Consider the following 23,654-nt stretch of genomic DNA (forward strand, 5'->3'; position numbering starts at 1 on the left):
TCCTTAACTCACTCACTCAAAATGAAATACTCAAAAAAGAAGTACCTGGATTATTTGGTCAGGACGATTGAAGCACTCCACAGTCCTGAAAATCAATCCCATTTTTTCATCAACAATCCAGGATTCGGAAATATCTTCGACATTCTAAAAAATGATGCCTACCGGGCACAGCTCATTAGGATATTGGAGAAATATTATGGCGAAGAATACACAAACACCATTATCGGTAGCCTAAAAAAAGGATCGCTTAATTCTTTTTACACCCCCGAGCCGATTATCGATGCAATATCCCACTATTTAAAAACCCAAGGGTCCTTTACTCCTAAAACCATTCTTGAGCCAAGCGCCGGTAACGGGCTGTTCATTCGGGAATTGTTGAGGCGCTATCCCTCCGCGAAGTTTACCGCTTTTGAAAAGGAGATACTAACCGTACGAATATTGGAGCACAACTTCAGGTTCCGGCAGCGGGTCAAAATCTTCGGCGTTCCCTTTGAAAACCTTTCCCGGACCGATGCTGCGAAAAGCTATGACCTGGTCATCAGCAATGTGCCCTTTGGGGACAATAAAATATTCGACAGCGGTCTAATGGGCCATCCGTTACAAACCAAGATTTCCAGAAATATCCATTCCTATTTTGTCTACAGAAGTCTTGAATGTCTAAAACCTTCAGGTGTTTCCATTTTGATATGCACCAAGAATTTTATGGACAGGACCAAATACGTTCCAATTCGGGAGCATATCATCAAGCGAAACAATTTTATGGGTGGGGTGCGTCTGCCCGATACTACGTTTTCCAAAGAGAACACGGCTATTGTAACGGATATTCTGGTTTTCCAAAATAACCGGCGTATTGAAACTTCGAACGAACAGAAGAAAATAAACAGCTTGTTTGCCAACAGTTCAGAGCAAACCGTAGGGAAAAATAATGTTCAGATAAACGACTACTATACCGAATATACCTCCCAAATTATTGGAACTATCGAAGAAGGCGGTCTCTACAACAATGCGGACTACACCGTAAAAAGCGATAAAGGCTTGGCGCATATCGCTCTTGAAATCAAAGCGTTGATGGCAGGATTTACCGTGCAACCAAAGGCGCAAAAAAAGGCCACAATTCCGGCCATTGCCCCAAAACCTAAAGAAACCTCGCAGGCGGAAGAAACGGCCATCGGTATTTCCGGTGCTGACGATCCCGAACTTAAACCTGGAAATCTGACCATCAAGCAACAAAAACTCTATAAAGTAGAAGAGGAAAACGGTTTACGGTTATTGAAAGTAAAGCCCCGGGAGTTCGATAGGCTGTCAAAAATAATAGCGCTGCGGGATACCTATTTCAAATTTTTACGGGCACCCGAAGAACAGATCGACAAGGTAAGGGACGAGCTAGACTATCAATACGATGCCTTCAATTTCCAGTACGGGCGGCTCCATGACAAAGCCAACTATCCCTTTGTGACCTTGGATATTCAGGGGCCTTTGATTTTGGGGCTGGAAACACCGAAAGACGGAAACTTTATCAAATCGGAGGTTTTCAATAAATCATTCCGGTCGATTTCAAAAGAAAAGCCGCAAGAGCCGAAGAAAGTGCTCAGCTTGGAAGATGCCATTTATTATTCCCTGAACAAATTCAATCGAATAAAATTGGATTCCCTGGTTTCGAACACGGGCATGGAACAGGACGAAATCATAAAAAAGGCTTTGGATCTGCAACTATTGTTTTTGGACCCGAAGGAGCAGGGATGGGAACTGGCCCCCAAGTTCCTGTTTTTATCGGGAACCATTTACGAAAAACTGAATGCCTATCGCAAAAACGATTTTGGGGAATATCAGTCCTATGTGGACAAATCCTATATCGAACGTACTGTTGTTGCCTTGGAAAAGGTAAAGCCACCGATGACCCCTTACGAGGATCTGGATATCAAACTCCATGAACCGTGGTTTCCCATTGAATATACCCAAGCCTTCATTTTCGACACCTACCGCTCCTTGGTACATATCGCCTATAACGAGAGTACCTCCAAGTACATGGTCAAAATCGAAAAGACGGATTATGAGTATATCAAAAAATTCAGCGTGCGTACGGAACATCGCTATTACAATTTCAAAGAGATATTGGAAGGCGCATTGAACTCCACCATACCCTACGTCACAAAAGGCTCGAAACAATATAAGCGCACGGACAAGGCGAAAATGCAGGAAATACGCATCAAGTTCGACCTTATTTACAAGGAGTTTACCGCATACATCTTGGGCAAGCCTGAAATCAAGGCGCAATTGGAGCGTATTTTTTACAATACCTACGATGCCCAGGTCCATCCGAAATACGACGGTGACTACCTTCATTTTGAAGGGCTGCAATATTTTACCCCGTACAAAAGCCAAATGGATACGGTTGCGGGAATCATCGTAAACCAAGGCCTTTTGGTCAACAAGGAAGTCGGTTTTGGAAAAACCTTGGATATTGCCCTTACGACCCAGAAACTAAAGGAGCTGAACCTCTCGGAAAAGACATTGGTCATCGGTCTTCGCTCCACCGTGGTGCAATTGGAACGGGAGTTGTTAAATGCATTTCCCACGATGAAACTATTGGTGGCCCATGATAAGGTAGTAAACGGGAAGACAAAGCGAGACACCTTTTTTAAGAAAATAAAAAATGGCCGGCATGACGTCGTGCTGATGAGTCATGACACGTTTAAGTTCATACCCCAATCCCCCGAGATCATCCATGAAATCATAAGCGAGGAGCTGGCAAACCTTGAACGCGACCTTAGCGTAATCAACGAAAATAAATACGATGTAGGCAAAAGGGTGCTCAAAGGTCTGGAGAAACGAAAGGAAAACCTGAACGTAACCTTGGAGCAGGTCTATTACCAGATCAAAAGCAAACAGAACGATGCCATCGATTTTGAGCAGATGGGGTTTGAACATATTATGGTAGATGAATCCCACAAGTTCAAGAACCTGATGTACACAACAAGGCACCACAGGGTTGCGGGGCTGAATACCAACAAAGGCTCCGAACGCAGTAAAAACCTTTTGGTGGCCATCCGAACACTGCAGAGGGCAAAGACAAGGGATTTTCAGACCACTTTTCTATCGGGTACGCCCATTTCCAATTCCATTACGGAGGTCTATGTGCTGTTCAAATATCTAATCCCGCATAGAATGGAACAGATGAACATTACATCATTCGACCAATGGGCACAGGTCTTCGCCAACAAATCCTATGAATTTGAACCTACCGTCTCGGGGGATTATAAAGTTCGCGAACGCTTTCGTTCGTTCAAGAAAATGAAACTGTTGTCCTCACTGTACAATGAGATTTCCATAATTGTCAACGGAACCACGCACCAAATCGATAGGCCCAAAATGCAGCTCGATGTGCACACGCTAAAACCCACGGCGGCCCAATTGGAATATTTTGAACAGATCAAGGAATTTCTAAGAACGGGGGACAGCAGCCTATTATATGGGGATAAGGACTATACGGAAGACCAAAAAAGCGCCCTCTCACTGATTGCCTTGCACCACATGAGAAACGCCTCCATAGACCCAAGGATGTTGAACCAGAACCTAGAAGATCCGGGCGATGCCAAACTGCAGAAAATAGCCTCCGAGGTATATGACACCTATAGGAAAACGGACGCTTTTAAAGGTACACAGGCCATTTTTTCGGACCTGGGCGTACCGAAAGACACATTTAATATTTACGATGAACTCAAACGCATTCTGACCGAAGAATTCGATATTCCCAAAGAAGAAGTGGTATTTATCCATGATTTCAAGACCGACAACAAGCGGCTGGAATGCTTTAAGCAAGTGAACGAAGGCACTTATAGGGTCATCATCGGTTCTACTGAAAAGTTGGGGACCGGTACCAATATCCAAGAAAGATTGGTACGCATCCATCACGTGGACATTCCCTATCGTCCGACGGACATCGACCAACGAAACGGTAGGGGAGTCCGTAAAGGCAATATTGGCGCAAAGCAGCATTTTGGGGACAAGGTCGTTGTTTCCTTTTACATTGTCGAAAACTGTACCGATGCCCTCATGCTCAACAACGTCAACATCAAGAAAAATTTTATCGAGCAATTGACCAATGGCACCATACAGTTCAATCGGCTGGATATGGGCGCGGTAAACGATGAGGGCACCATAGATTACAAAACGCTCTTGGCGGTCGCAAAGAACGACCCGTTGTATCTGGAAAAAGAGGAATTGGGCAAAGAATTGGACGAACTGGAACTGGAACGATCCATTTTCAAGAAGAACCGTTTGGAGGCCAAGAACAATATCGCCTTTTATGAAACCGAACTGACAAGAACGACAAAGAATATTGACAAACTTGAAAAAGACCTGTCCTTGTGGACCACGCTGCAAGAAAAGGACGTTTACTATAGTGCATTGGGAAAGGCACTTGATAGCCCCGATACCATGGATGCCAATATGTTGGGCCAAATACTTAATTCGAGGTTACAGGCCAAACGGGAAGAAGTTGGCCAGCATACCATTATGACTATATCCAATGCAAGACTGGTTCTTGACGTAGAAGACAAATTGCACCACCGCTTATTGGTACTTACCCCGAATGCCTCCTATGGTTATGGTTCCAAGAGAATCGTGGCCAACTGGCAAAGCCTGACCGACTATGTTTACAATGCCCTATCCAAAATCCCGAAATCCCTCTTGGCACAAAAGGAACATCTGGCCGAGTACAAAAAATCCATAAAGGCCAACCGGAAAGTATTGGAACTTGAATTCGACAAGACCGAAAAACTGGCATTGGTTCAGAAAAGGCTCGTAGAAATCAATACCGACCTTGATGAAAAGTACGATGCCGAACCGGAGGAAAAAGAAGAGAAATGTAACTCACAAAGTGCACGGTCACAGAATATAAACATGAACCAAGAAATTTCAATGTAAGGTTTAGGGCGTTGCCCGGGCTATCCGCTATATCGCCCTTGCGGGCCCCAAGGTTTCGTAAGCCCAAAAAGAGCTCCGTTGTCGCTTTCTTGGGCAACGAACCCTAACGGCCCGCCGCGTTCGATGCCGCTGCTATCCCTAACGCTTGCTTTTTACTCCTTGACCATTCTCTCCGTAAAACGCCTTATAGGCGATTGATTTTCATTTCGTTCTAACCAATCATTAAATAAATTCAGCTCAGAAGCTCCACAGTTAATTACATATTCAACACCCATAATTACAAGAACGAAATAATATATGCCCGGTTCGATGATTAAGAAATCCAATTCGTGAAGTACTTCGTAGGGTTTAGGATTGAATATAGGGTCTACAAACCGCGCCTCTTCGGAATAAATTCTACGCTGACTATAAATCCATTGTTCTCCTTTTCCAAACCGGGCATATTCACGTAATGGGTCTAATTCGGACATATCAATAACTTCATTCAGATTTGACTGGTTATGACCTGCTTTTAAAGCAAATAACTCCAGAGCGGTCTTTGCAAGAAAACGGGACATTTGGTAGTTTTTGTTTTCAGGCATATCCACCACTTCAAACATTAATTTATTGACCTTCTTGTTGCGTATTAAGTTTATTACTTTAGTATCATCGCCTCTAAAACCCAAACTATCCCCATCCATATACATATCAAACCAGCCACCATCTTTATGCGGAAATAGGGTTTTGTATGGGATGTTACGCTCTTTTTTAGATTTGATATTGTTTCTAAATCTTACATTTTGGAAATACTTCATCTCCAATAATGGTTTCTCAATTTTCACGGCAAAATATTGGTTACATTCATCACATACCACACCAGGTCGAAGAATCAATTCTTTATTGCCTAACGATTCTGGAATGATATGCTGAATACTTGAAGACCTGCCGGACGATTTCTTGCAGAAAATACAACGCATAATTCAAAAAATTAAAATAAGCTAGTTTGTATTTCAATACCCGGTGTGAAAGTTCCAATTATCATAAATGGATTTTTAGAACGATAATGAAATGCCTTGGTTGTGCCCAAATACAAATGCAAATCTTTTTTCAAAGCAAAATAGTCGAAGTATTTCTGCCTGACTTTCTCAACGGCAACCGCTTCATTTCCTTCTGCTGCCGCAAGTGTGTTTCTAAATAGTGCTCCAATTTCCCAATCTTCAATCATCATTGTACTTGACACCCCGTTTTCATCTTCAATTACATAAGAGAATTTATATGGAAGTTTTGCCACAACCTCGAAGGGTTCTTCTTCCATTTCGAATAAATTCCCTTGTTCTTGTAGCGCTTTTTGTTCATCTAATTTTTTCTTATCCCATTCGGCCGAAACTTTCTCGACTTTGAAATCGGTTACCTTAGCAGGTTTAAAGACGGCTAGGGATGTGCAGATGTCCTTATCGTGTGCTTCGGCTATAAGTGCCTTGATATCCGTATAAACTTTTCCAAGAACAATTTGTTTGCGTTTATACCAATTGCCTTTGGTATCAATTGTATTCAGAAGTGTAATCGGTGTGTCAATAGTGGCCGGTCGAAAACTTTCAGGTCTAAAGTCCTTGTCGTTATTTACAATATCTAATTCAATCCATTGGTATTTTGTATACTTCTCGTCCTTTTTTAGCTTCCTAAATGGTATAGGATATAGTCTTATCCAAGAACCGTCTTCTAGAAAACCTGCCGTACACACAAGTTCTCCGTATTTCGCCGAAAGGGAAGGGTAGGTTTTTACAGTGATAAGTACTTTTGTAAGCGCCATTTTTTTAAATATGCTTCAAATCGTATTTAAAATTAGGAGACTTCTTCAAATTTTCAGCTAGGTGGGTTCTATGGCATTGACAGGTATCGGCCTCAAAACAAGTAAGGGCAATACGCCTGTGTTTTTCCAACAAACTGAGTATAAAATTTTGACTTTCAATGGCCTCTTTTAGTACGGTCGCCTTATATTCATCGAAAAGCAAATCATAGTCTTCTTGCGTATTTAATTCTCGCCTTTTACTAGAATCAATGCCTACATCCGGAATATGGATGTACTCAATTCCCAATCGACTACAAAAACTACTTAAAGACTTTTTGCTAAAACCGTATTTCTGGCTCAAGGGGTTTCTTCTGACGTCTACAAGAAGATGGACATTGTTTTTTAGTAACCTGTTTAAGTATTCCTCTAGCGAAATACCTTCATACCCAATAGTAAATAAAACTGTAGATTCATCATTATGACGTGCAGTTACAACTCTTTCAAAAAACTTTTCTGGAAGAATTCTCTCTGCTATAATGCTATTGGTGGCATAATACGGAAAATTGATATATGTATGTTTTGTAATGACATCCGTTTTCATGCTTCCGTAAAGCTCGAAAGTTTCGTTGACAAGTTGCTTATCTACTGGGGTAAGTTCTTTATAATATTTCTTCTTTACATTAAGACTATAGGTTTTCTCTGATTCAACTAACCAATCATGTTTTACCATAGCCGCCAAATCCGCCTTCAGAGAATACGAATAGCACCCATATCGATAAGGAACGAAATCATAGTTGGGTTCTTTCTGCATTTGGGTCAACAAAAACATAAGTTTTTGAAGACGAGTGCTTTCCAATCCATCTTCAAACTTTTCCAGTAAAGCAAAAACCAACTTTCTTCGATAAAACATGATGTAAAATTACTTATTAATAAACAAACAGAAATATCAAGGTAATTCCTTAATGAAAAAGAACTACATGAATGCAAACGTAGAATAAGCGTTTTGATTGTTATTTCGGATGTAGAATCCAGCGCCCTATCGGGCGCTTTTTTGTGGACAGGGAGAAGGAAGAAAAGGGTGGATTTTAGCCTGTTTTTACGAGGATTCCCACGGGTATGGGCGTATCTTGAAAGAGAGTTAAGGAAGGAGCGGGGCAAATTAATACGGTGCAAACCAAGCCCCGCTTTTAACTAAATTTTTTTAAGAACTATAAATACCGTTACTATGACAGACTTCTTTTCAACATTACGGCAAACGGGTATAGAACAATATGGCATAAGTGTCTCTTTTGATGGGGATTCGGTCAGCGTGTCCGTTTTGCCCAAATCGAGTGCCAAGGACAAGGCCCTCCAATCCATAAAACCGCTTACCCTACGGGGAAACGTAACGGAAGTGGACGAGAAATTCTTTCAAGTTCTTCAAAAACCATTGGAGCAGACCAAGGCACTTTTCAGAAACACCGTTGCTTTTGAAAAAGCCTTGGCGGAAACCGAACAAAAGACCCAACAGGCCAAGAAGAAAAAAGAATCGACTACCAAAAAGGTCACCGAGTTAAAGCAACTTCTAAAAGAGAAGGACTTTAACCCCATGAGCGACCATAAGAAGGCAACGGACATTGCCAACGAAATCTTGAAGATAGACCCGAACCACAAGGAAGCGCAAAAGGTCATCAAGGATATGAAAGCATACGAATCCCCAAAACTTTTTCAATGATGGAAATCGCAACGATAGAACGCAAGTACATCTACCAAGACGGCAACAACAATGCCATTGAGTTGGATGATTTGGATAGCCAATTGACCCATCAGCAAGTGATGGAACACTATTCGCAGATCTATGCCGAACTGACCAACGCCAATATCATGGACAAGGGCATAGTCAATGGCCATCATGAAATCCATTTCAAGACCTTGGCAGGAACAAAGGGATAGACCGATGAACGTAGACGAATTTCTAAATCACGAAAGATGCACCCACAAACCGACACCCCTTTTATCGAAAGAACTCAAAGAGTTCCACGCCCGATTGTTCAAGGCGGTTCAACAATCCCATTACAGGTACGGAACGCAAAGACCGAAAGTCTTGCAACCAAAGGTTTTTCCCTTTCTGACCTGAGCGTTCTGCCTATTCTTTCCAAGCCGATAATCGAGGACGGATCATCGGTTGATATAAAGGCACTTGCCAGTTTAATGGTGGATGCCACCCGTAACTTTTCGGGAAATATTGACGACTGGCGGTTTTCGGCATCCGATAGCTTGGATGATTTGATATTGCGATGTGCCAATCGGCTGAAAGAAAGGGCAAGAATTGACCATATCGAAGTTTTACGGGAAGATGCCGACCTGCGCTTGGTCTTGAAACACCATATCGGGAATCGTAGCACGGTCTATTGCATTCCGTTGCGACCCGTTATGCCCCTTCGATGGAAAAACCCTATGCTTTTTGATATACTAATGTCCTTTATCAAAAGCCTACCCTATATCAATCTTTTCCATACGGGAGAGGATAGGGTGGACTGGCTTTGGGAATATCTATTTGAGGAAGAAGCCTACCATAGGAAAAACGGGAGTGTTTTTGGTAATTGTAACTCGGTCAGGTTCTTTGGTCGCTACCAAAAGCTGTTCGACGAATACGAACCACAGGATTGGAAATTCCTTTTACTAAAATACCGTCCTCGAAAACCCCTGCACAAGGGAATCAAGGAACTGTTATCAAAAGCCGATACCATTGATTTTCGGGTGCCGTTCCGTATCGGAACAAGGGATGCCTATGAAAGTATGTTCGAGCATTGGGAATCTTTCCTGATAGTTGACGATGCGGACAGTGAATTTACCCGTTCCTATATCGAAATGCTCAACGAATGTTCCAACGAATATGACATTATTTCTGCCTATGAACTAACTACGGTCGAAAAAGGTAACCTACAGCCCTTTGAGGAAGGGTCGACCTACAAACTTAATCGATTGGAAGAATTTCTTACCGATCTCAACGAACTTTTAAGACTGCTTTGAACATGGAACAGATTGCCAATTTACGGCCCGATGAACACTTTCTTCCAAAATTTGCCATTATCGGTTATTCCCAAGAAGAAGATTATTACAACAGGGGGCACTACTTTTCATATCACAACATCGTAGGGGCAAAGCTTACGGCAGGGATGCCGCTGACCAAGGATACCGCCCGAAACCTCTTTAGGTGTTTGGAAGGGGATTTGATAAAGTTCAGGTTTAAGGGAATGTTGCCCAAGAACCTTATTCATTTTGATTTCAAAGGAAATCTCCAACTGGTATGGTACGTCCATCCAAAACAGCACACCCTGTATTTCGATACACGAACGGGTATCGCTTCGGGAAATTATCCCTTGCCAAAACTGATCTTCAAGCTTGAAGGGAACACCCTTAAAGTCTTTGCCCTCCATCGAAAGGATACATTGACCGACACCGTTTCATTGTACCACGCACCGTTATTGAACGTAGGGAGGCAAGGAAATGTATGTATGGGCAATGCCTCGATGGATTATGACGGCTTTGACTATTACGAGGACATCATGGGGTTTGTCGAGCAGCAATTCTTTCGTTCCGTTTTTACGGCTACCCATCACAACAACATTGCGAAAGGGAACATTGTGGATGTAATGAAACGGAATTTCAGGAAAACATTCTTTGATGACGCTCTACTGAAAAAAAACAAATTGACCTTAAAGGATTTATATGAAAACTAGAATTCATTTCGCTCCCAACTACTTTTACAATCCAACACATCCCATAACCATTGCATTGATCGGGGTAGGGGGTACAGGTTCCCTGATGCTGGCACGGTTGGCACGGATGGATTTTGCCCTGCGCCAAATCGGACACCCAGGTTTGCACATAATCGCCTATGATTCGGATATGGTTGAAAACAACAATGTTGGCAGACAACTCTATGCCCTTAGTGATGTAGGGGAGTATAAAGTGGTCAATGCCGTCAATAAGGTAAATATTGCCTTTGGTCTGCAATGGGAAGGAATTCCCATGGATGCACTTCCCGATGGCGAGGATATTCGGGCGAACATCATCATCACTTGTGTCGATAATGCCCGATTTAGAACGCTGTTATCAAAATCGCTTGCATTTCCCTTCAAGGGGTCTGAATATCAAAGCATGTTCTATTGGCTGGACATTGGCAACTGTAGGGATAGTGGGCAATTCGTGTTAGGAACTTTGTTCGAGGAAGAACGAAATATGGAACGGGAAGATTTTGAAATGGTGGACAAACTCAAAAACATCATCGATTTTTTTCCCGATTTGGATGCCCATGACATTCCCCGTCTTCAAGGTGCGGGATGTGCCTATTCCGATAAGCTGAACGAGCAATCACTTTTCATCAACGATGTACTGGTCGCCCATGCTTCCGATTGCCTATTTCGGTTATTGTACCACAAGCAGATTCAAAAGCATGGGGCATTTGTGAATTTGGAGAGTGGGAAGGTCAATTCGATTTTGGTCTAATTGAGAATTAAAATATTGACGCTAAAAAATATCAGACATGGAAACGTTGCATTATAAAGGATATGAAATCAAAATCGAGCGGGATGATTTTCCCCAAAATCCACTTAGGGATTGGGATGGGCATGTACTTTTTTGTCTAAACCACAAACGATATGATTTGCATAATAACACCGATTTTGATACCAATGAATTTGAGAGTTGGGAAGCTATAAGAGAAGCTATTGAAGATGAATATTGCCCCTTGGCCATATTGTCAGTTTTCATGTACGACCACGGTGGCATTACTATTAAGACTAGCCCTTTTATTTGCTGTTGGGATAGCAGCCAAATCGGTTTTGCCTTTATAGATATTCCTACGTTGAAGCAATGGGGTTTACGGGCAGGGGATAAAACTGCCAAGGAATTGGAAGAAATGATTAGGGACAATGTTCGGTTGTACGATGATTATTTGACGGGTAATGTATTCGGTTACTCCATTGCCGATTCCAGTGGAAATACTTTGGACAGTTGTTATGGCTATTATGGGGATTTGGGAAAGGAAGATATGATCGGGGAAGCAAAATCAAATGATGAGCATTACTTAAGGCAAAAGATCGTTAAACACGCTATTAAAGTGAAAAGATGGATCAGGTCACAAGTTCCATTAATATATAGGCAATCAATTGGCCAAATTCATTTTTACTCTAAATAACAAAAATGAAAACAAATAAAAAGAACAGATCTAACATCAAAGAACAGCATTACGGGACAATTCACAATTTCGTCTACCACAACGAAAGGACAGGATTATATGGTAAAAAGTTGGAAGCCTTGTACCGATTGGTGCAATGGAAGGGAAAACCTCTTGATTTTCCGACTGACCATAAATTCTATAATGTCAAGGTTATAGAATATGCCGATAGGGATTTCATAGGTTTTATCAGAACGGGGTTTTCAAAAAAAGCTTTCTTTCCGTGTAAATTGCAGACCGTTGCGCTTCGGCTTTTGGGTAATACTGGCAAATCAAAAGCACCATTGCAATGACCATGTATGCACATTTAATCACGATTTTTAGAAAAATCGACCCAGAAAAACTGTATTGGGAGTTTACCTATTTTGAGGAAAGGTCTTTTCAATCCGCAGCATTTGGGGCAAGAAAAAAAGAATTATTCAAAATTGATGGCAAATTCTACCGTGTGGATATAGTCGAAAAAATTAGCCCTTTGAAACAGCTTCCGAATTTGGTGGTCAAGCACGGTAGGCACACTATTTTTAGAGACTATGTGGAATGATAAGGAAAAACCAAAAATGTTGTACATATGTTGTACAGAACAAAAAAACCCAAGATTTTCGTCTTGGGTTTTTTATCATCAAAAAGTAGCGAGAGGGGGACTTGAACCCCCGACCTCTGGGTTATGAATCCAACGCTCTAACCACCTGAGCTACCTCGCCATTTACTACAATATTTCAATTTTGTCTCCGGGTTATGAATCCGACGCTCTAACCAGCTGAGCTACCTCGCCGTGTTTTTGCTAAGCGGGTGCAAATATATGTTTAAATTTTCGCTGAATCAAAATTCAAGATTAATTTATTATTTGATATTTATTTTTATATCTTCCCAAACTATACTAAAGTTGAAAAACGATTTAAAGAACACAATAATGAGTGATAAGGTCAAATTTGAATTGGAGTTTGTGATACAGGCTTCACCTCAGTTGCTTTACCAATATATATCCACCCCTTCGGGACTCTCTGAATGGTATGCTGACAATGTTAATTCTCGTGGGGAAATGTTTACATTTATATGGGATGGTTCAGAAGAAAGGGCAAAAATGCTGAAACGTAAAAGTGAAGAATTTGTGAAACTGGCCTGGGAGGAGAATCAGGACGGCTCTTTTTTTGAAATGAGAATCATCGTGGATGAAATTACCAAGGATGTATCCCTTTTTATAACAGATTTTGCGGAGGAAGACGAGGTCGATGAAGCTAAAATGCTTTGGGAAAACCAAGTTTCGGATCTTAAACAGGTTCTTGGTTCCACCTAGCCATTTCTCAGGTAAACCGTATATTTGGTCCCGATTTTAATCGGGACTTTTTTATGGTCAATTGTAACGGAGAACTTTTAGCGGAGGATAAAGCGATTTTCACCCATCAAAACAGAGCTTTCAAATACGGGGATGCCCTCTTTGAAACGGTTCGTTTTGTAAACGGTACCCTCTTTTTTTGGGAAGACCATTATTTTAGATTAATGGCTTCGATGCGCATTTTGCGCATGGAAATCCCTATGGAATTTACTTTAGAATTCTTAGAGCAAGAAATCAAAAAAACCATTGAATCCAATCAGTTGCAAAACGGTGCTGTGCGCGTTCGGCTAACAGTTTATAGAAAAGAGGGCGGGTTGTACGCACCGAGCACCAACGATGTTTCCTACGTGATCGAGACAAGCATCATGGATTCCCCTTTTTATATTATTGAAGAGGAAAACTATGAGGTGGAACTTTTCAAGGATTACTATGTCAACAAGGACATGCTTTCCAACCTGAAGACCACGAACAAAGTGCTGAACGTGGTCGCCAGTGTTTATGCCCAAGAGAATGGCTACGCCAACTGTTTGTTGGTGAATACCGATAAAAAAGTAGTGGAGGCCATTAATGGAAACCTTTTTTTAGTGACGGGCAATCAGGTGAAGACCCCGCCATTGAGCGATGGTTGTTTGGATGGTGTGATACGGAAAAACCTCATGAAAATCATTGCCGGTTCAGAAGATCTTGATTTGGTCGAAGAGTCCATTTCTCCGTTCGAGCTCCAAAAGGTGGACGAACTGTTCATCACCAATGCCATTTCGGGCATACGGCCCATTAGTAAATACCGAAAAAAAGAATTTGGAAACAAGGTGGCAAAGAGCTTGGTGGGCAAACTAAATGCAAAGGCGAGGATCGCTTAGTTGAGCGATGGGTTTTCCGGGGCATTCGACCATAACAGGTAATCGCCCCCGAGTTCCATCATTTTTTCTTTCCAAAAAGCGATAGAGGATTTTTCCAGAATACTGCTTTCATATTCATTGGGAAGCACTACCCAGGATTTTGAGGAAAGTTCTTGGTCCAATTGGCTGATTCCCCATCCCGAATAACCCAAAAAGAAACGGATATCCTGTTCCGTGATGGTTCCGTTGTTAATGAGTTCCACGGTCATTTCAAAATTTCCGCCCCAAAAAATTCCATCCGATATTTCGATACTGTTCTCTATAAGTTCGGGTACCTTGTGTATAAAATAAAGATTGTCCTGCTCCACTGGTCCACCATTGAACACCTGAAAAGGTATGGTAATGTCCGAAACAAGATCGCAAATGGTATAGTCCAGAGGTTTGTTCAGGATAAAGCCCACCGAGCCTTCATTGTTGTGCTCGGCAATAAGTACCACGGACCTGTTGAATGAAACGTCACCGGTAAGTGAAGGTTCGGCAACGAGTAAATTTCCTTTTTTTGGTTTTTGACTTACCATTTTCATAGTATTCTTGTATTTAAATTTAACATAATAATTAACATATACAAAAAACAAAAACCACTTTAAACTAAAAAAGCACCCCAAAAAGAGGTGCTTTCATATATTACTACATTATTGATTAATTTACTGCGCTGCTCAATTCAGCACCTGCTTTGAACTTTACAACGTTCTTAGCAGCAATCTTGATAGTAGCTCCAGTTTGTGGATTTCTACCTTCTCTCGCGCTTCTTTTGGAAACTGACCAAGAACCAAAACCTACTAGAGAAACTCTATCTCCCTTTTTAAGCGTTCCTTCTACATTTCCCAAGAAAGATTCCAATGCTTTTTTTGCTGCTGCCTTAGTGATGCCAGCATCAGCTGCCATAGCATCGATTAATTCTGTTTTGTTCATAATGGAATTAAATTAATTGTTGTTAATATAATTTTAATGCTAAACAAATTTATATGGATTCTCCAGTAACGCAAGTAAAACCAAGGGAAATAGGGTTTTTTGTTGATAACTTGAAACGTTTGTTGATAAAGTCGGAAAAAAATGACATCTTTTTGCAGCCCACTCATAGTAAGGCCTTAGAGAAGATGGGCATCATTTTCAAGATTTAATCCGTTCAAAACTTCTTTTGCCTCCATTCTTCGCTTCCCCGGCAACTGCAATTCCAAAAGGGAAATATACCCGTTTTTTACGGCCACTTTCAACGATTTTTTATCCATTAGCAGTTTTCCCAGAGCAAAATTATGCTCGGCGGGTTCCATGGCAGTTCTAAAAATTTTCATTTGGTCCGAATCTCCACCATTTATAAAGTTTGTCCACGCACCGGGATAGGGACTTAGGCCCCTAATGTGGTTGTAAATGTGCTGCATGGGCGCGTTCCAATCGATCTGACAGGTTTCCTTGTGGATTTTTGGCGCTGCCTTGAGGTTCGGACTTTCATCCTGCATCTGTCGCGTAACCTCTCCCGAAGATATCTGTTTACAAGTCTCCACCACCAAATTGGCTCCGAGTTCCATCAATCTGTCGTGTAAGGTTCCGGCACTGTCATCAGGTCGTATTTTTTCTTCTTTTTGGAGTAAGATGCTACCTGTATCGATTTTTTCATCAATAAAAAAAGTGGTCACGCCCGTTTTGGTTTCTCCATTGATTATGGCCCAGTTGATAGGTGCAGCTCCGCGATATTGGGGCAGGAGGGAAGCATGAAGGTTAAAAGTGCCGTGTTCCGGCATTTGCCAAACTGCTTTGGGCAGCATCCTAAAAGCGACCACTACTTGCAAATTGCCGTTTAGGTTTTTGAGTTCGGCCAAAAAACCTTCATCTTTTAAATTGGTAGGCTGCAATACCTTTAAGTTATGTTTTACCGCAAATTGTTTTACGGCAGATTCCTGGACCTTACGGCCTCGGCCTGCAGGCCTGTCGGGAGCGGTAATGACCCCGACTACGTTAAAATCGGCATTTAAAAGTTGTTTTAGGGTGCCCACGGCAAAATCGGGGGTTCCCATAAATACAATGCTCAAGGATTTATTTTTTGATGTACTCATTTTTAAAATTTATTGCCACCCTTTCATCTTCCAAAAGCCCTTCCAGTGTTTTTAGAAGTTCTTTTTCATTGGCTCCAATGGCCTTTTCCAATTGACGGGAGGTATGCGGACGGATTTCCAAAAGCTCCAATACCCTCTTCTCCAGAATATAGGGTGATGCGTCCTGTTTATTTTTTGTGCAAATATCGCAAGAGCCACACTTTTCCTGAGCCTTTTCCCCAAAATAATTCAGTAGATATGTATTGCGACACACCTTTTTATTGGAAACATAACCTAACATTGCCGCCATATTGTTCTGTTTCACTTGGTTGAACTCTTTTATTTTTTTGGCAAAAAGGTTGATGGTGTGGCCATCCTCCCGGGGCACCAATAAAGTGATTTCCAGGTCAGATGTGTTATTGTGGTACACTGCAATGTTATCGTCTGCAAGTTGTTGGAGCAGATGTTTCAACCGTTCTTCGCCCGTACCCGTTTTTTTGGAAAGCATGTACAGGTTGATTTTGGTCTCGTATTCCGTGATGCCGCCATAGGTCCGCAATATGGTCTGGATGATAGGTGCGGTTTTCCTATTTTTATCCAGATAATTGAATATTTCCGATTTTGAGGCCACAAACTGAAGGGTCGTCTTTTCCTTGAAGTTTTCGGCCAGTGCCAAAACTGAATTTTGGTCCAAAATGCGAATTGCATTAAAGGTCATGTTCGGGTTAAACTCGTAGCGCTTGCAAAACTCATTGAATTTGAAGGCCAATGGTTCCGATACCAGTTCCCCGTAGGATATTTGAAAATAGTTATTGAGTTTGGAATATACCTGTTTGACGAAAGCAACATCGGGCAAGGTGGACAAAAACTGTTGTTTTGCCTTATCACCGTCATCGTTTGAGGCAAGCAGGATGGCAGTGGAAGGTTTTCCGTCCCGTCCGGCCCGTCCCGCTTCTTGAAAATAACTTTCCAAACTATCGGGAATTTGGTAGTGCACCACTAGTCGTACATCCGGTTTGTCCACCCCCATGCCAAAAGCGTTGGTAGCGACCATGGCCCTTACCTTCCCATTCAGCCAAAGGTTAAGCTTTTCCTCCTTTTCGGATTTGGGAATCCCTCCATGATAGTAGGAAGCGGAAATTCCGTTTTGAATCAAAAAATTGGTGAGGGAAATGGACATTTTTCTGGAACGGACGTACACAATTGCACTTCCGGGAATTTTGTCCAGATATTTTTTGAGTTGGTACCGTTTGTCCTCCGATCGTTTTACCCTAAACTGGATATTGGACCTAGCGAAGGAATCCTTGAAAACCTTGACCTGTTCCAGCTTCAGGTTCGTCAGGATATCATCCATCACCCTTATGGTTGCCGTGGCGGTCAATGCTATCATGGGAGTCTCTGGCACCAATTCCCTTAAAATGGAACAGCCAAGATAAGCGGGCCTAAAATCGTTGCCCCATTGCGAAATACAATGAGCCTCGTCAATAGCAACAAGATTTACGTTCATTTGCTGGATACGCTCTTGAACTATGGGCTGTTGCAACCGCTCCGGGGACAGGTACAAAAACTTATAGTTTCCGAACATACAATTGTCCAACAGATCGCTCACTTCTTGCTTGCGAATACCACCGGTGAGTGCTACTGCTTTGATACCTCTCTTTTTTAACTGTGCCACCTGATCCTGTATCAAGGCCACCAAAGGTGAGACCACAATACATATACCTTCCATGGCCAAAGATGGAACTTGATAGCAAAGGGATTTGCCGCCACCCGTGGGCATCAGGGCCAGAACATCTTTTCCCGCAAGAACGGTATCGATAATATCTTTTTGGGATCCCCTGAAATCATCATAACCCCAAAAGTCCTTTAAAATCCGTATGGTGTCCTTATGCACTGTTATTTTTTGAGTGTTTCCAAAATAAAATCAATCCGGTTCAGGACTGCGTCTTTTGGCACTTCGATGGGGTTATAGCCAAATTGTGTGTATGTTTTCATCAAGGAATGGTGGATATGCTCTGCCTCCTCGAAGCTTTCCAATCTTTCATTATCGGAAACATAAATTTCTTTCCACGGGGGAACAATAAAAACAGCGTCGTATCGATGTTTTTGGCAATGTTCGATAAAATACTCGTTGTAGGGTTGTCCAAAAAAATCCATGTAGGCCAAAACATCCGGAATTCCACGGTCAAAAAAACTGATTGCCGCATTGGTTGTCAAGGATTCCCGATAATGTGCCATCCTGCCATGAAGCAAATCCTTGTTGAACTGCATGGCGTCATCCACAAAAACCAATGGATTGGAAATAAATTCCTCAGATTGGCCCTGTTCTATTGCCTTGGAGGTCATATCTCGGATAATTTCATGAAAACAATGGTAACCCTTGCTCTCCAATCCGTTTACAATGGATGTTTTCCCTGTTCCGGGTGCTCCTGTAATAACAACTTTATGTTTGCCCAAAGACCTTAAATTGATGGTACAAAGTAATGAAATAGCGCCAAGGAAAAAAAATTGTTGCGTAAGCCATATATTTGTAGAAAAATGGGCATGGATAAAAATGATACCGAAGAATTTTATGCTAGACTAAAGGAGAAACTTTTGGAGAACACCAATTGGCCGTCCGACTATCTCTATAAATTTATAGTGCCTACCGATGAAGCTCGAATTGCCCAAATACAAAAGATTTTTGACAATACTGGAGCCGTAATAGAGTCCAAAAAATCAAAAAAGGGAACATATACGAGTATTTCCGTGACGGTAAACTTGGAGAACCCGGACGAGGTTATCCGTAAATACAAGGAAGTTTCCGTGGTGGAAGGTGTTATTTCTCTTTAATGGCGCTGTTTGGCATAATTTTATTAATTTGCAGTCGTTATCGGATATACTTTCCAAACATCAAATCTCTAAACACATTACTTTGAACGACGTATACAACTTAGAATACAATACAGAGCGCCCAAAACTTTTTATTCCCGAGTATGGCAGGCATTTTCAAAAAATGGTGGACCATGCCGTTGCAATAGAAGACCGCGATGAACGCAACAAGGTGGCAAAATCCATCATTAGCGTTATGGGTAACTTGCAGCCCCATTTAAGGGATGTTCCGGATTTTCAACACAAGTTATGGGATCAACTCTTCATAATGGCCGATTTTAAATTGGATGTGGACTCCCCGTTCCCGATAACCTCAAAAGAGGTGTTGCAACAACGTCCAGAACCGTTGGATTATCCGCAAAACCATCCAAAATACCGTTTTTATGGCAACAACATCAAACGTATGATCGATGTGGCCGTAAACTGGGAAGAAGGGGATATGAGGTCTGGTCTGGAGTACGCCATAGCCAACCACATGAAAAAATGCTATTTGGTCTGGAACAAGGATACGGTAGAGGATACGGTAATATTCAATCACTTAAAAGAACTAAGTGATGGTCAGATAGATTTGGCCAAGACCGATGAAAGCCTGACAGAAAGCGGACAGTTCCTTAAGAACAGACCGAGTAGGTCCAACAACAATAACAACCGAGGAAAAAAAGGACAAAGAGGTCGTAAAAAACGATATTAAATTCCAAAGGAATACATGGGTACATTTCGAATAGAGGGTGGACACCAACTGCACGGTGAAATCACTCCACAGGGAGCAAAGAACGAAGCACTGCAGATTCTTTGCGCCGTATTGCTTTCAGAGGAAAAAATTACCATTAACAACATACCGGACATTGTCGATGTCAATAAATTGATTTCCCTTTTAGAGGATTTGGGAGTAAAAATCCAAAAGAAAGGTAAGGGTTCTTACACCTTTAAAGCCGATGATGTCAATTTGGATTATCTACAATCCGACAAATTCAAGGAAGATGGCCGAGGCCTTCGAGGATCTATTATGTTGGTGGGCCCACTTTTGGCAAGGTTTGGAAAAGGATATATCCCAAAACCGGGAGGGGACAAAATTGGAAGAAGACGATTGGACACCCATTTTGAAGGTTTTATTAAACTCGGTGCAAAATTCCGGTACAATAAAGAAGAACATTTTTATGGCGTTGAGGCCAAAAAGCTTAAAGGTACCTACATGCTTTTGGACGAAGCATCGGTTACCGGAACAGCAAATATTGTAATGGCCGCTGTGCTTGCAGAAGGCACCACCACCATCTACAATGCTGCATGTGAGCCCTATTTGCAGCAACTGTGCAAAATGTTGAACCGAATGGGCGCCAAGATTACCGGAATAGGTTCAAATCTTTTGAACATAGAAGGGGTAGAGTCGTTGGGAGGCACCGAGCATACCATGTTGCCGGATATGATCGAAATAGGCAGTTGGATAGGTTTGGCTGCTATGACACAAAGTGAACTGACCATCAAGAAGGTAAGCTGGGATGATTTGGGGCAGATACCCACAGTATTTCGGAAGTTGGGAATTACCGTCGAGCGGAAGGGCGATGACATTCATATCCCCAAACACAAGGATGGATATAAAATCCAGAATTTTATCGACGGATCTATACTTACCATTGCTGATGCACCATGGCCCGGACTTACACCGGATTTGCTGAGCATCATACTGGTTGTTGCCACTCAGGCCAAGGGCGAAGTGCTCATACACCAAAAGATGTTCGAGAGCCGTCTTTTCTTTGTGGACAAACTTATTGATATGGGCGCAAAAATCATTCTTTGTGACCCGCACCGTGCCACAGTTATTGGGCACGATTTTAAATCTACATTAAAGGCGACCACCATGGTATCCCCCGATATTAGGGCAGGGGTTTCCCTTTTGATTGCGGCTCTGTCCGCCAAAGGAACTTCTACCATTCACAATATCGAGCAAATCGATAGGGGATACGAGAATATTGATGAGCGCCTACGTGCCATCGGTGCCAAGATCGTGAGGGTTTAAATCCAAATAGATTATTTTTCTACCAATTTTCCATCAGGATAAAGGGCAAAACGACCTCTGTTCTTATCATGCACATTGTCAGGATAAGGCCAAGGCCATCCACCAAATTGGGTAAGGCGGTATTCTTGCATCACCTTTTGGATCTCTGCCTCGGTATTCATCACAAAAGGACCGTATTTGGCAACGGGTTCATCAATGGGTTTTCCTTGCAAAACCATTAAAGAAGCGGTTTCAGAACCTATTTTGATGTCGACATCTTGGTTTGGGTCTAAAACGATTCCGAACTTTGGATTGATTTTTTTATCCCCAATACGGATTTCATCACCATCATAAAAATATAATACACGGTTTACTTCGGAAGAACTTGCCTTTGGCAATGTATATTCCGATTCCGCATCCACATGAATGTTCCAAACAGCCACTTCATTTTCAGGAATGGCGGCCCAAGAGTCAGGAGCTGGAGCAACTGGGACCACATCTTTATAATTTCCTGCAACCACCTTGATGGTGGCATTTTTTTCTTCCACCATAGGAATATCTTCGTCCCACAACATTTTAAAGTGAGGGTCCACGAACTTTCCAGCTTTGGGCAAATTCAGCCAGATTTGAAAAAGTTCCAGGGTATTTTCCTCATCATCCTTTAGCAATGGAAACATTTCGGAGTGCTGCACGCCTCTTCCCGCGGTCATCCATTGCACATCACCTTTACCAAATCTGCCAGCAGCCCCCAGTGAATCGGAATGGTCACAAAATCCTTTGTTGACAATGGTTATGGTCTCAAAACCGCAGTGGGGGTGCGATGGAAATCCTGGGATGGTCTGCCCGTGGTACATGCGCCATTTTTTGCTTGGATCAAAATCACTTCCCAAGTTTCTTCCCTTGAGCAAGGATTCATCCGGCCCCATTTCGCCATTGCCTTCTGGAAAATGGTCCAAATGGTACACACTGAACAGAAATGGGTCAAGGGTTTGCCACGGAGAGCTTAACGGAAAGGTTTGTATAACAGGATTTTTCATGATACAATTTTTATTGTTTTAAAGTTCAAAAAGCCTGCGTTGGCAGGCTTTTCAATAAATATGTCGTTAATAGATTATTTGCCTGGAATAGGTGGTGGGCCATCGATTATGGCCTCATATTTTACATCACCTTTTCTGGTTTTATATTCTTCTTTTACTTTTTCTACCAATTTAGGGTCGTCAAAAAGGTCCAGCATAGTCATTCCCATGGCCTTGGAAGCATAGATCATTCCTTTATGCCCGATACTCATTCCGCCACAGGCAACAACGGCCCAGGAGTGCCATGGCGTATCTTTCGGTGCAACGGTAACACCAAGGTTAATGTTTGGTACGTTCCAGCTTACATCACCAACGTCTGTGGAGCCGCCACCAGGAAGTTCCTGTGTTTCTTCCAACGGATGTACTTCACCATCCATGCCCACTTGTGGTTTCCCTGTTGCTTCCTGAATGGCCTTACCATAGGTAATCTCTTCCTCGGTATAGGTAATCGGGCCCAAAAGCTCCAGATTGTTCTGCATGATCTTACCACCTTCGCGGTTGACCAAAGTCTCGTAAATCCCTGAAATCAAGGAATATTTATATTCAACATTTGCCATAATGGCAGCACCTTCGGCCATTGCTTTCACTCGTTCAAATGTGGGTAGCATCACATCTCTTTTTGGGTCACGGACCCTGACCCACAATCGGGCATAGTCCGGAACCACGTTCACAACTTGACCACCGTCCTGAATATGGTAATGGATTCTGGATGTTGGTTTGATATGCTCCCTGTAGTAATTGATTCCCGTAGTGTACAGTTCCAAAGCATCCGAAGCACTGCGACCGTTCCAAGGATCGGCGGATGCGTGCGCTGCCTGACCATAAAACTCTACCATAAAGTCCACTAAAGCCAAACCACTCTGTACATCGGCTTCAATTTCTGCTGATGGATGCCAGCTGACGTTTACATCCACATCGTCCCAAAGTCCAGCTTCTACCATCCAAACTTTCCCGAAGAATTTTTCTTCAGCCGGGGTTCCGAAGAATTTTACCGTTCCTTTAATGTTTCCGGCTTCAATTTGCTCTTTTATAGCGATGGCCGCTCCCAAACTGGCGGCACCGAACATGTTGTGACCGCATCCGTGGCCGGGCTCTCCCTCGAACCGTGGATCCTTGGTAGGAACCGTATTTTGGGATAGTCCGGGAAGCGCATCAAACTCGCCCAATACACTGATTACAGGTTTTCCGGAACCGTAGGTGGCGACAAATGCCGTTGGTATATTTGCCACGCCCCTTGTCACCGTCATTCCGTTTTTCTCGGCGTAATCTGCCAGTAATTTAGAAGAGACGGATTCCTCGAAGGCGGTCTCTGCCAGTGCCCAGATGGAATCACTGATCTTGATAAGGTTTTCTTTGTGCTTTTCTACCGAAGCTACGACGGCTTTTTTGTCCTTGGTCATCTTTTGGGCGGAAAGGTTTAAGGATAACAATCCCAAAAGGAGTAAGGTTGAAAGTTTCTTCATTTTAAAGGTTTTGAGTTAGTTAAGACCATTGATTTCATTTTGCTCCGCAACAAACAAAGAAAATGGCATCAATA

24 protein-coding genes and 1 tRNA gene are annotated in these 23,654 nt (G+C 42.3%); 14 read left to right on the plus strand and 11 right to left on the minus strand.

From position 1 onward, the window contains the following. Positions 1-21 precede the first annotated feature (21 nt). Positions 22-4,926, plus strand: coding sequence for an SNF2-related protein (locus SD449_RS01145; RefSeq protein WP_067030391.1), 4,905 nt, complete (start codon positions 22-24; stop codon positions 4,924-4,926). A 152-nt stretch (positions 4,927-5,078) separates the two neighbouring features. Here SD449_RS01145 and SD449_RS01150 read toward each other — a convergent pair whose 3' ends face one another. From SD449_RS01150 to SD449_RS01160, 3 genes are read right to left on the minus strand one after another with little or no spacing between them, the layout of a single operon-like run. Further along, positions 5,079-5,882, minus strand: coding sequence for an HNH endonuclease (locus tag SD449_RS01150; protein ID WP_116183683.1), 804 nt, complete (start codon positions 5,880-5,882; stop codon positions 5,079-5,081). Positions 5,883-5,893: 11 nt separating this feature from the next. Next, a complete protein-coding gene (locus tag SD449_RS01155; RefSeq protein ID WP_067030397.1) occupies positions 5,894-6,715 on the minus strand; it encodes a hypothetical protein in 822 nt (273 codons plus the stop codon). A gap of 4 nt (positions 6,716-6,719) precedes the next feature. Continuing rightward, a complete protein-coding gene (locus SD449_RS01160; protein WP_116183682.1) occupies positions 6,720-7,604 on the minus strand; it encodes a DUF488 domain-containing protein in 885 nt (294 codons plus the stop codon). Positions 7,605-7,919: 315 nt separating this feature from the next. On the opposite strand from SD449_RS01160, the gene SD449_RS01165 reads away from it, so the two are divergent. The 8 genes from SD449_RS01165 to SD449_RS01200 are packed head-to-tail and all read left to right on the plus strand — an operon-like array spanning position 7,920 to position 12,456. After that, complete coding sequence (locus SD449_RS01165) at positions 7,920-8,408, plus strand: PRTRC system protein E (RefSeq protein ID WP_116183681.1); 489 nt, start codon at positions 7,920-7,922, stop codon at positions 8,406-8,408. Next, positions 8,405-8,626, plus strand: coding sequence for a PRTRC system protein C (locus tag SD449_RS01170; RefSeq protein ID WP_116183680.1), 222 nt, complete (start codon positions 8,405-8,407; stop codon positions 8,624-8,626). Before SD449_RS01165 ends, SD449_RS01170 begins: the two co-directional genes overlap by 4 nt. Positions 8,627-8,662: 36 nt before the next feature. Further along, entirely contained in the window at positions 8,663-9,706 is a 1,044-nt protein-coding gene (locus SD449_RS01175) for a hypothetical protein (RefSeq protein WP_318308188.1), read from the plus strand. 2 nt (positions 9,707-9,708) lie between these two features. Next, the gene (locus SD449_RS01180; protein ID WP_116183678.1) at positions 9,709-10,416 is read left to right on the plus strand and encodes a hypothetical protein; all 708 of its coding nucleotides are present in this window, start codon (positions 9,709-9,711) and stop codon (positions 10,414-10,416) included. Beyond that, complete coding sequence (locus SD449_RS01185) at positions 10,406-11,185, plus strand: PRTRC system ThiF family protein (RefSeq protein WP_116183677.1); 780 nt, start codon at positions 10,406-10,408, stop codon at positions 11,183-11,185. The genes SD449_RS01180 and SD449_RS01185 overlap by 11 nt, the downstream gene beginning before the upstream one ends. Positions 11,186-11,222: 37 nt before the next feature. Then, positions 11,223-11,876 (plus strand): hypothetical protein, encoded by a 654-nt coding sequence (locus SD449_RS01190; protein ID WP_116183676.1) that lies wholly within the window; start codon positions 11,223-11,225, stop codon positions 11,874-11,876. A gap of 5 nt (positions 11,877-11,881) precedes the next feature. After that, the gene (locus SD449_RS01195) at positions 11,882-12,208 is read left to right on the plus strand and encodes a hypothetical protein (protein ID WP_116183675.1); all 327 of its coding nucleotides are present in this window, start codon (positions 11,882-11,884) and stop codon (positions 12,206-12,208) included. A 2-nt stretch (positions 12,209-12,210) separates the two neighbouring features. After that, positions 12,211-12,456, plus strand: coding sequence for a hypothetical protein (locus SD449_RS01200; RefSeq protein WP_318308189.1), 246 nt, complete (start codon positions 12,211-12,213; stop codon positions 12,454-12,456). An 86-nt stretch (positions 12,457-12,542) separates the two neighbouring features. Here SD449_RS01200 and SD449_RS01205 read toward each other — a convergent pair. After that, positions 12,543-12,616, minus strand: a tRNA-Met gene (locus SD449_RS01205). Between the two features lie 209 nt (positions 12,617-12,825). Here SD449_RS01205 and SD449_RS01210 point away from each other — a divergent pair. After that, a complete protein-coding gene (locus SD449_RS01210) occupies positions 12,826-13,209 on the plus strand; it encodes an START-like domain-containing protein (RefSeq protein WP_318309176.1) in 384 nt (127 codons plus the stop codon). 53 nt (positions 13,210-13,262) lie between these two features. After that, entirely contained in the window at positions 13,263-14,108 is an 846-nt protein-coding gene (locus SD449_RS01215; RefSeq protein ID WP_318308190.1) for an aminotransferase class IV, read from the plus strand. On the opposite strand, the gene SD449_RS01220 is transcribed toward SD449_RS01215, so the two are convergent. From SD449_RS01220 to SD449_RS01240, 5 genes are all read right to left on the minus strand, one after another. After that, positions 14,105-14,665, minus strand: a complete 561-nt coding sequence (locus tag SD449_RS01220) for a YqgE/AlgH family protein (RefSeq protein ID WP_318309177.1) — start codon at positions 14,663-14,665, stop codon at positions 14,105-14,107. The genes SD449_RS01215 and SD449_RS01220 overlap by 4 nt on opposite strands. 121 nt (positions 14,666-14,786) lie before the next feature. Continuing rightward, entirely contained in the window at positions 14,787-15,059 is a 273-nt protein-coding gene (locus SD449_RS01225; protein ID WP_127140702.1) for an HU family DNA-binding protein, read from the minus strand. Between the two features lie 176 nt (positions 15,060-15,235). Then, positions 15,236-16,198, minus strand: coding sequence for a methionyl-tRNA formyltransferase (gene fmt / locus SD449_RS01230; RefSeq protein WP_318308191.1), 963 nt, complete (start codon positions 16,196-16,198; stop codon positions 15,236-15,238). After that, a complete protein-coding gene (locus SD449_RS01235; protein ID WP_318308192.1) occupies positions 16,179-18,071 on the minus strand; it encodes a RecQ family ATP-dependent DNA helicase in 1,893 nt (630 codons plus the stop codon). The genes fmt and SD449_RS01235 overlap by 20 nt, the downstream gene beginning before the upstream one ends. Positions 18,072-18,073: 2 nt before the next feature. After that, positions 18,074-18,634, minus strand: coding sequence for an ATP-binding protein (locus SD449_RS01240; RefSeq protein ID WP_318308193.1), 561 nt, complete (start codon positions 18,632-18,634; stop codon positions 18,074-18,076). An 87-nt stretch (positions 18,635-18,721) separates the two neighbouring features. Between SD449_RS01240 and SD449_RS01245 the strand changes: the two genes are divergently transcribed. The 3 genes from SD449_RS01245 to murA all read left to right on the plus strand — a co-directional run bounded on the left by SD449_RS01245 (position 18,722) and on the right by murA (position 21,062). Then, positions 18,722-19,009 carry a DUF493 family protein gene (locus SD449_RS01245; RefSeq protein WP_318308194.1) on the plus strand — a complete coding sequence of 96 codons (288 nt, stop codon included), beginning with the start codon at positions 18,722-18,724 and terminating at the stop codon, positions 19,007-19,009. 82 nt (positions 19,010-19,091) lie between these two features. Further along, the gene (locus SD449_RS01250) at positions 19,092-19,739 is read left to right on the plus strand and encodes a DUF4290 domain-containing protein (protein ID WP_318308195.1); all 648 of its coding nucleotides are present in this window, start codon (positions 19,092-19,094) and stop codon (positions 19,737-19,739) included. A 15-nt stretch (positions 19,740-19,754) separates the two neighbouring features. Beyond that, positions 19,755-21,062 carry a UDP-N-acetylglucosamine 1-carboxyvinyltransferase gene (gene murA / locus SD449_RS01255; protein ID WP_318308196.1) on the plus strand — a complete coding sequence of 436 codons (1,308 nt, stop codon included), beginning with the start codon at positions 19,755-19,757 and terminating at the stop codon, positions 21,060-21,062. Positions 21,063-21,073: 11 nt separating this feature from the next. Here murA and SD449_RS01260 read toward each other — a convergent pair whose 3' ends face one another. After that, on the minus strand, positions 21,074-22,078 hold the full coding sequence (locus SD449_RS01260; protein ID WP_318308197.1) for a pirin family protein: 1,005 nt from the start codon (positions 22,076-22,078) through the stop codon (positions 21,074-21,076). Positions 22,079-22,152: 74 nt separating this feature from the next. Beyond that, the gene (locus SD449_RS01265; protein ID WP_318308199.1) at positions 22,153-23,580 is read right to left on the minus strand and encodes an amidohydrolase; all 1,428 of its coding nucleotides are present in this window, start codon (positions 23,578-23,580) and stop codon (positions 22,153-22,155) included. Between the last annotated feature and the right edge of the window lie 74 nt (positions 23,581-23,654).

It is taken from the genome of Flagellimonas crocea, from assembly GCF_033441595.1.
Classification (GTDB): domain Bacteria; phylum Bacteroidota; class Bacteroidia; order Flavobacteriales; family Flavobacteriaceae; genus Flagellimonas; species Flagellimonas crocea.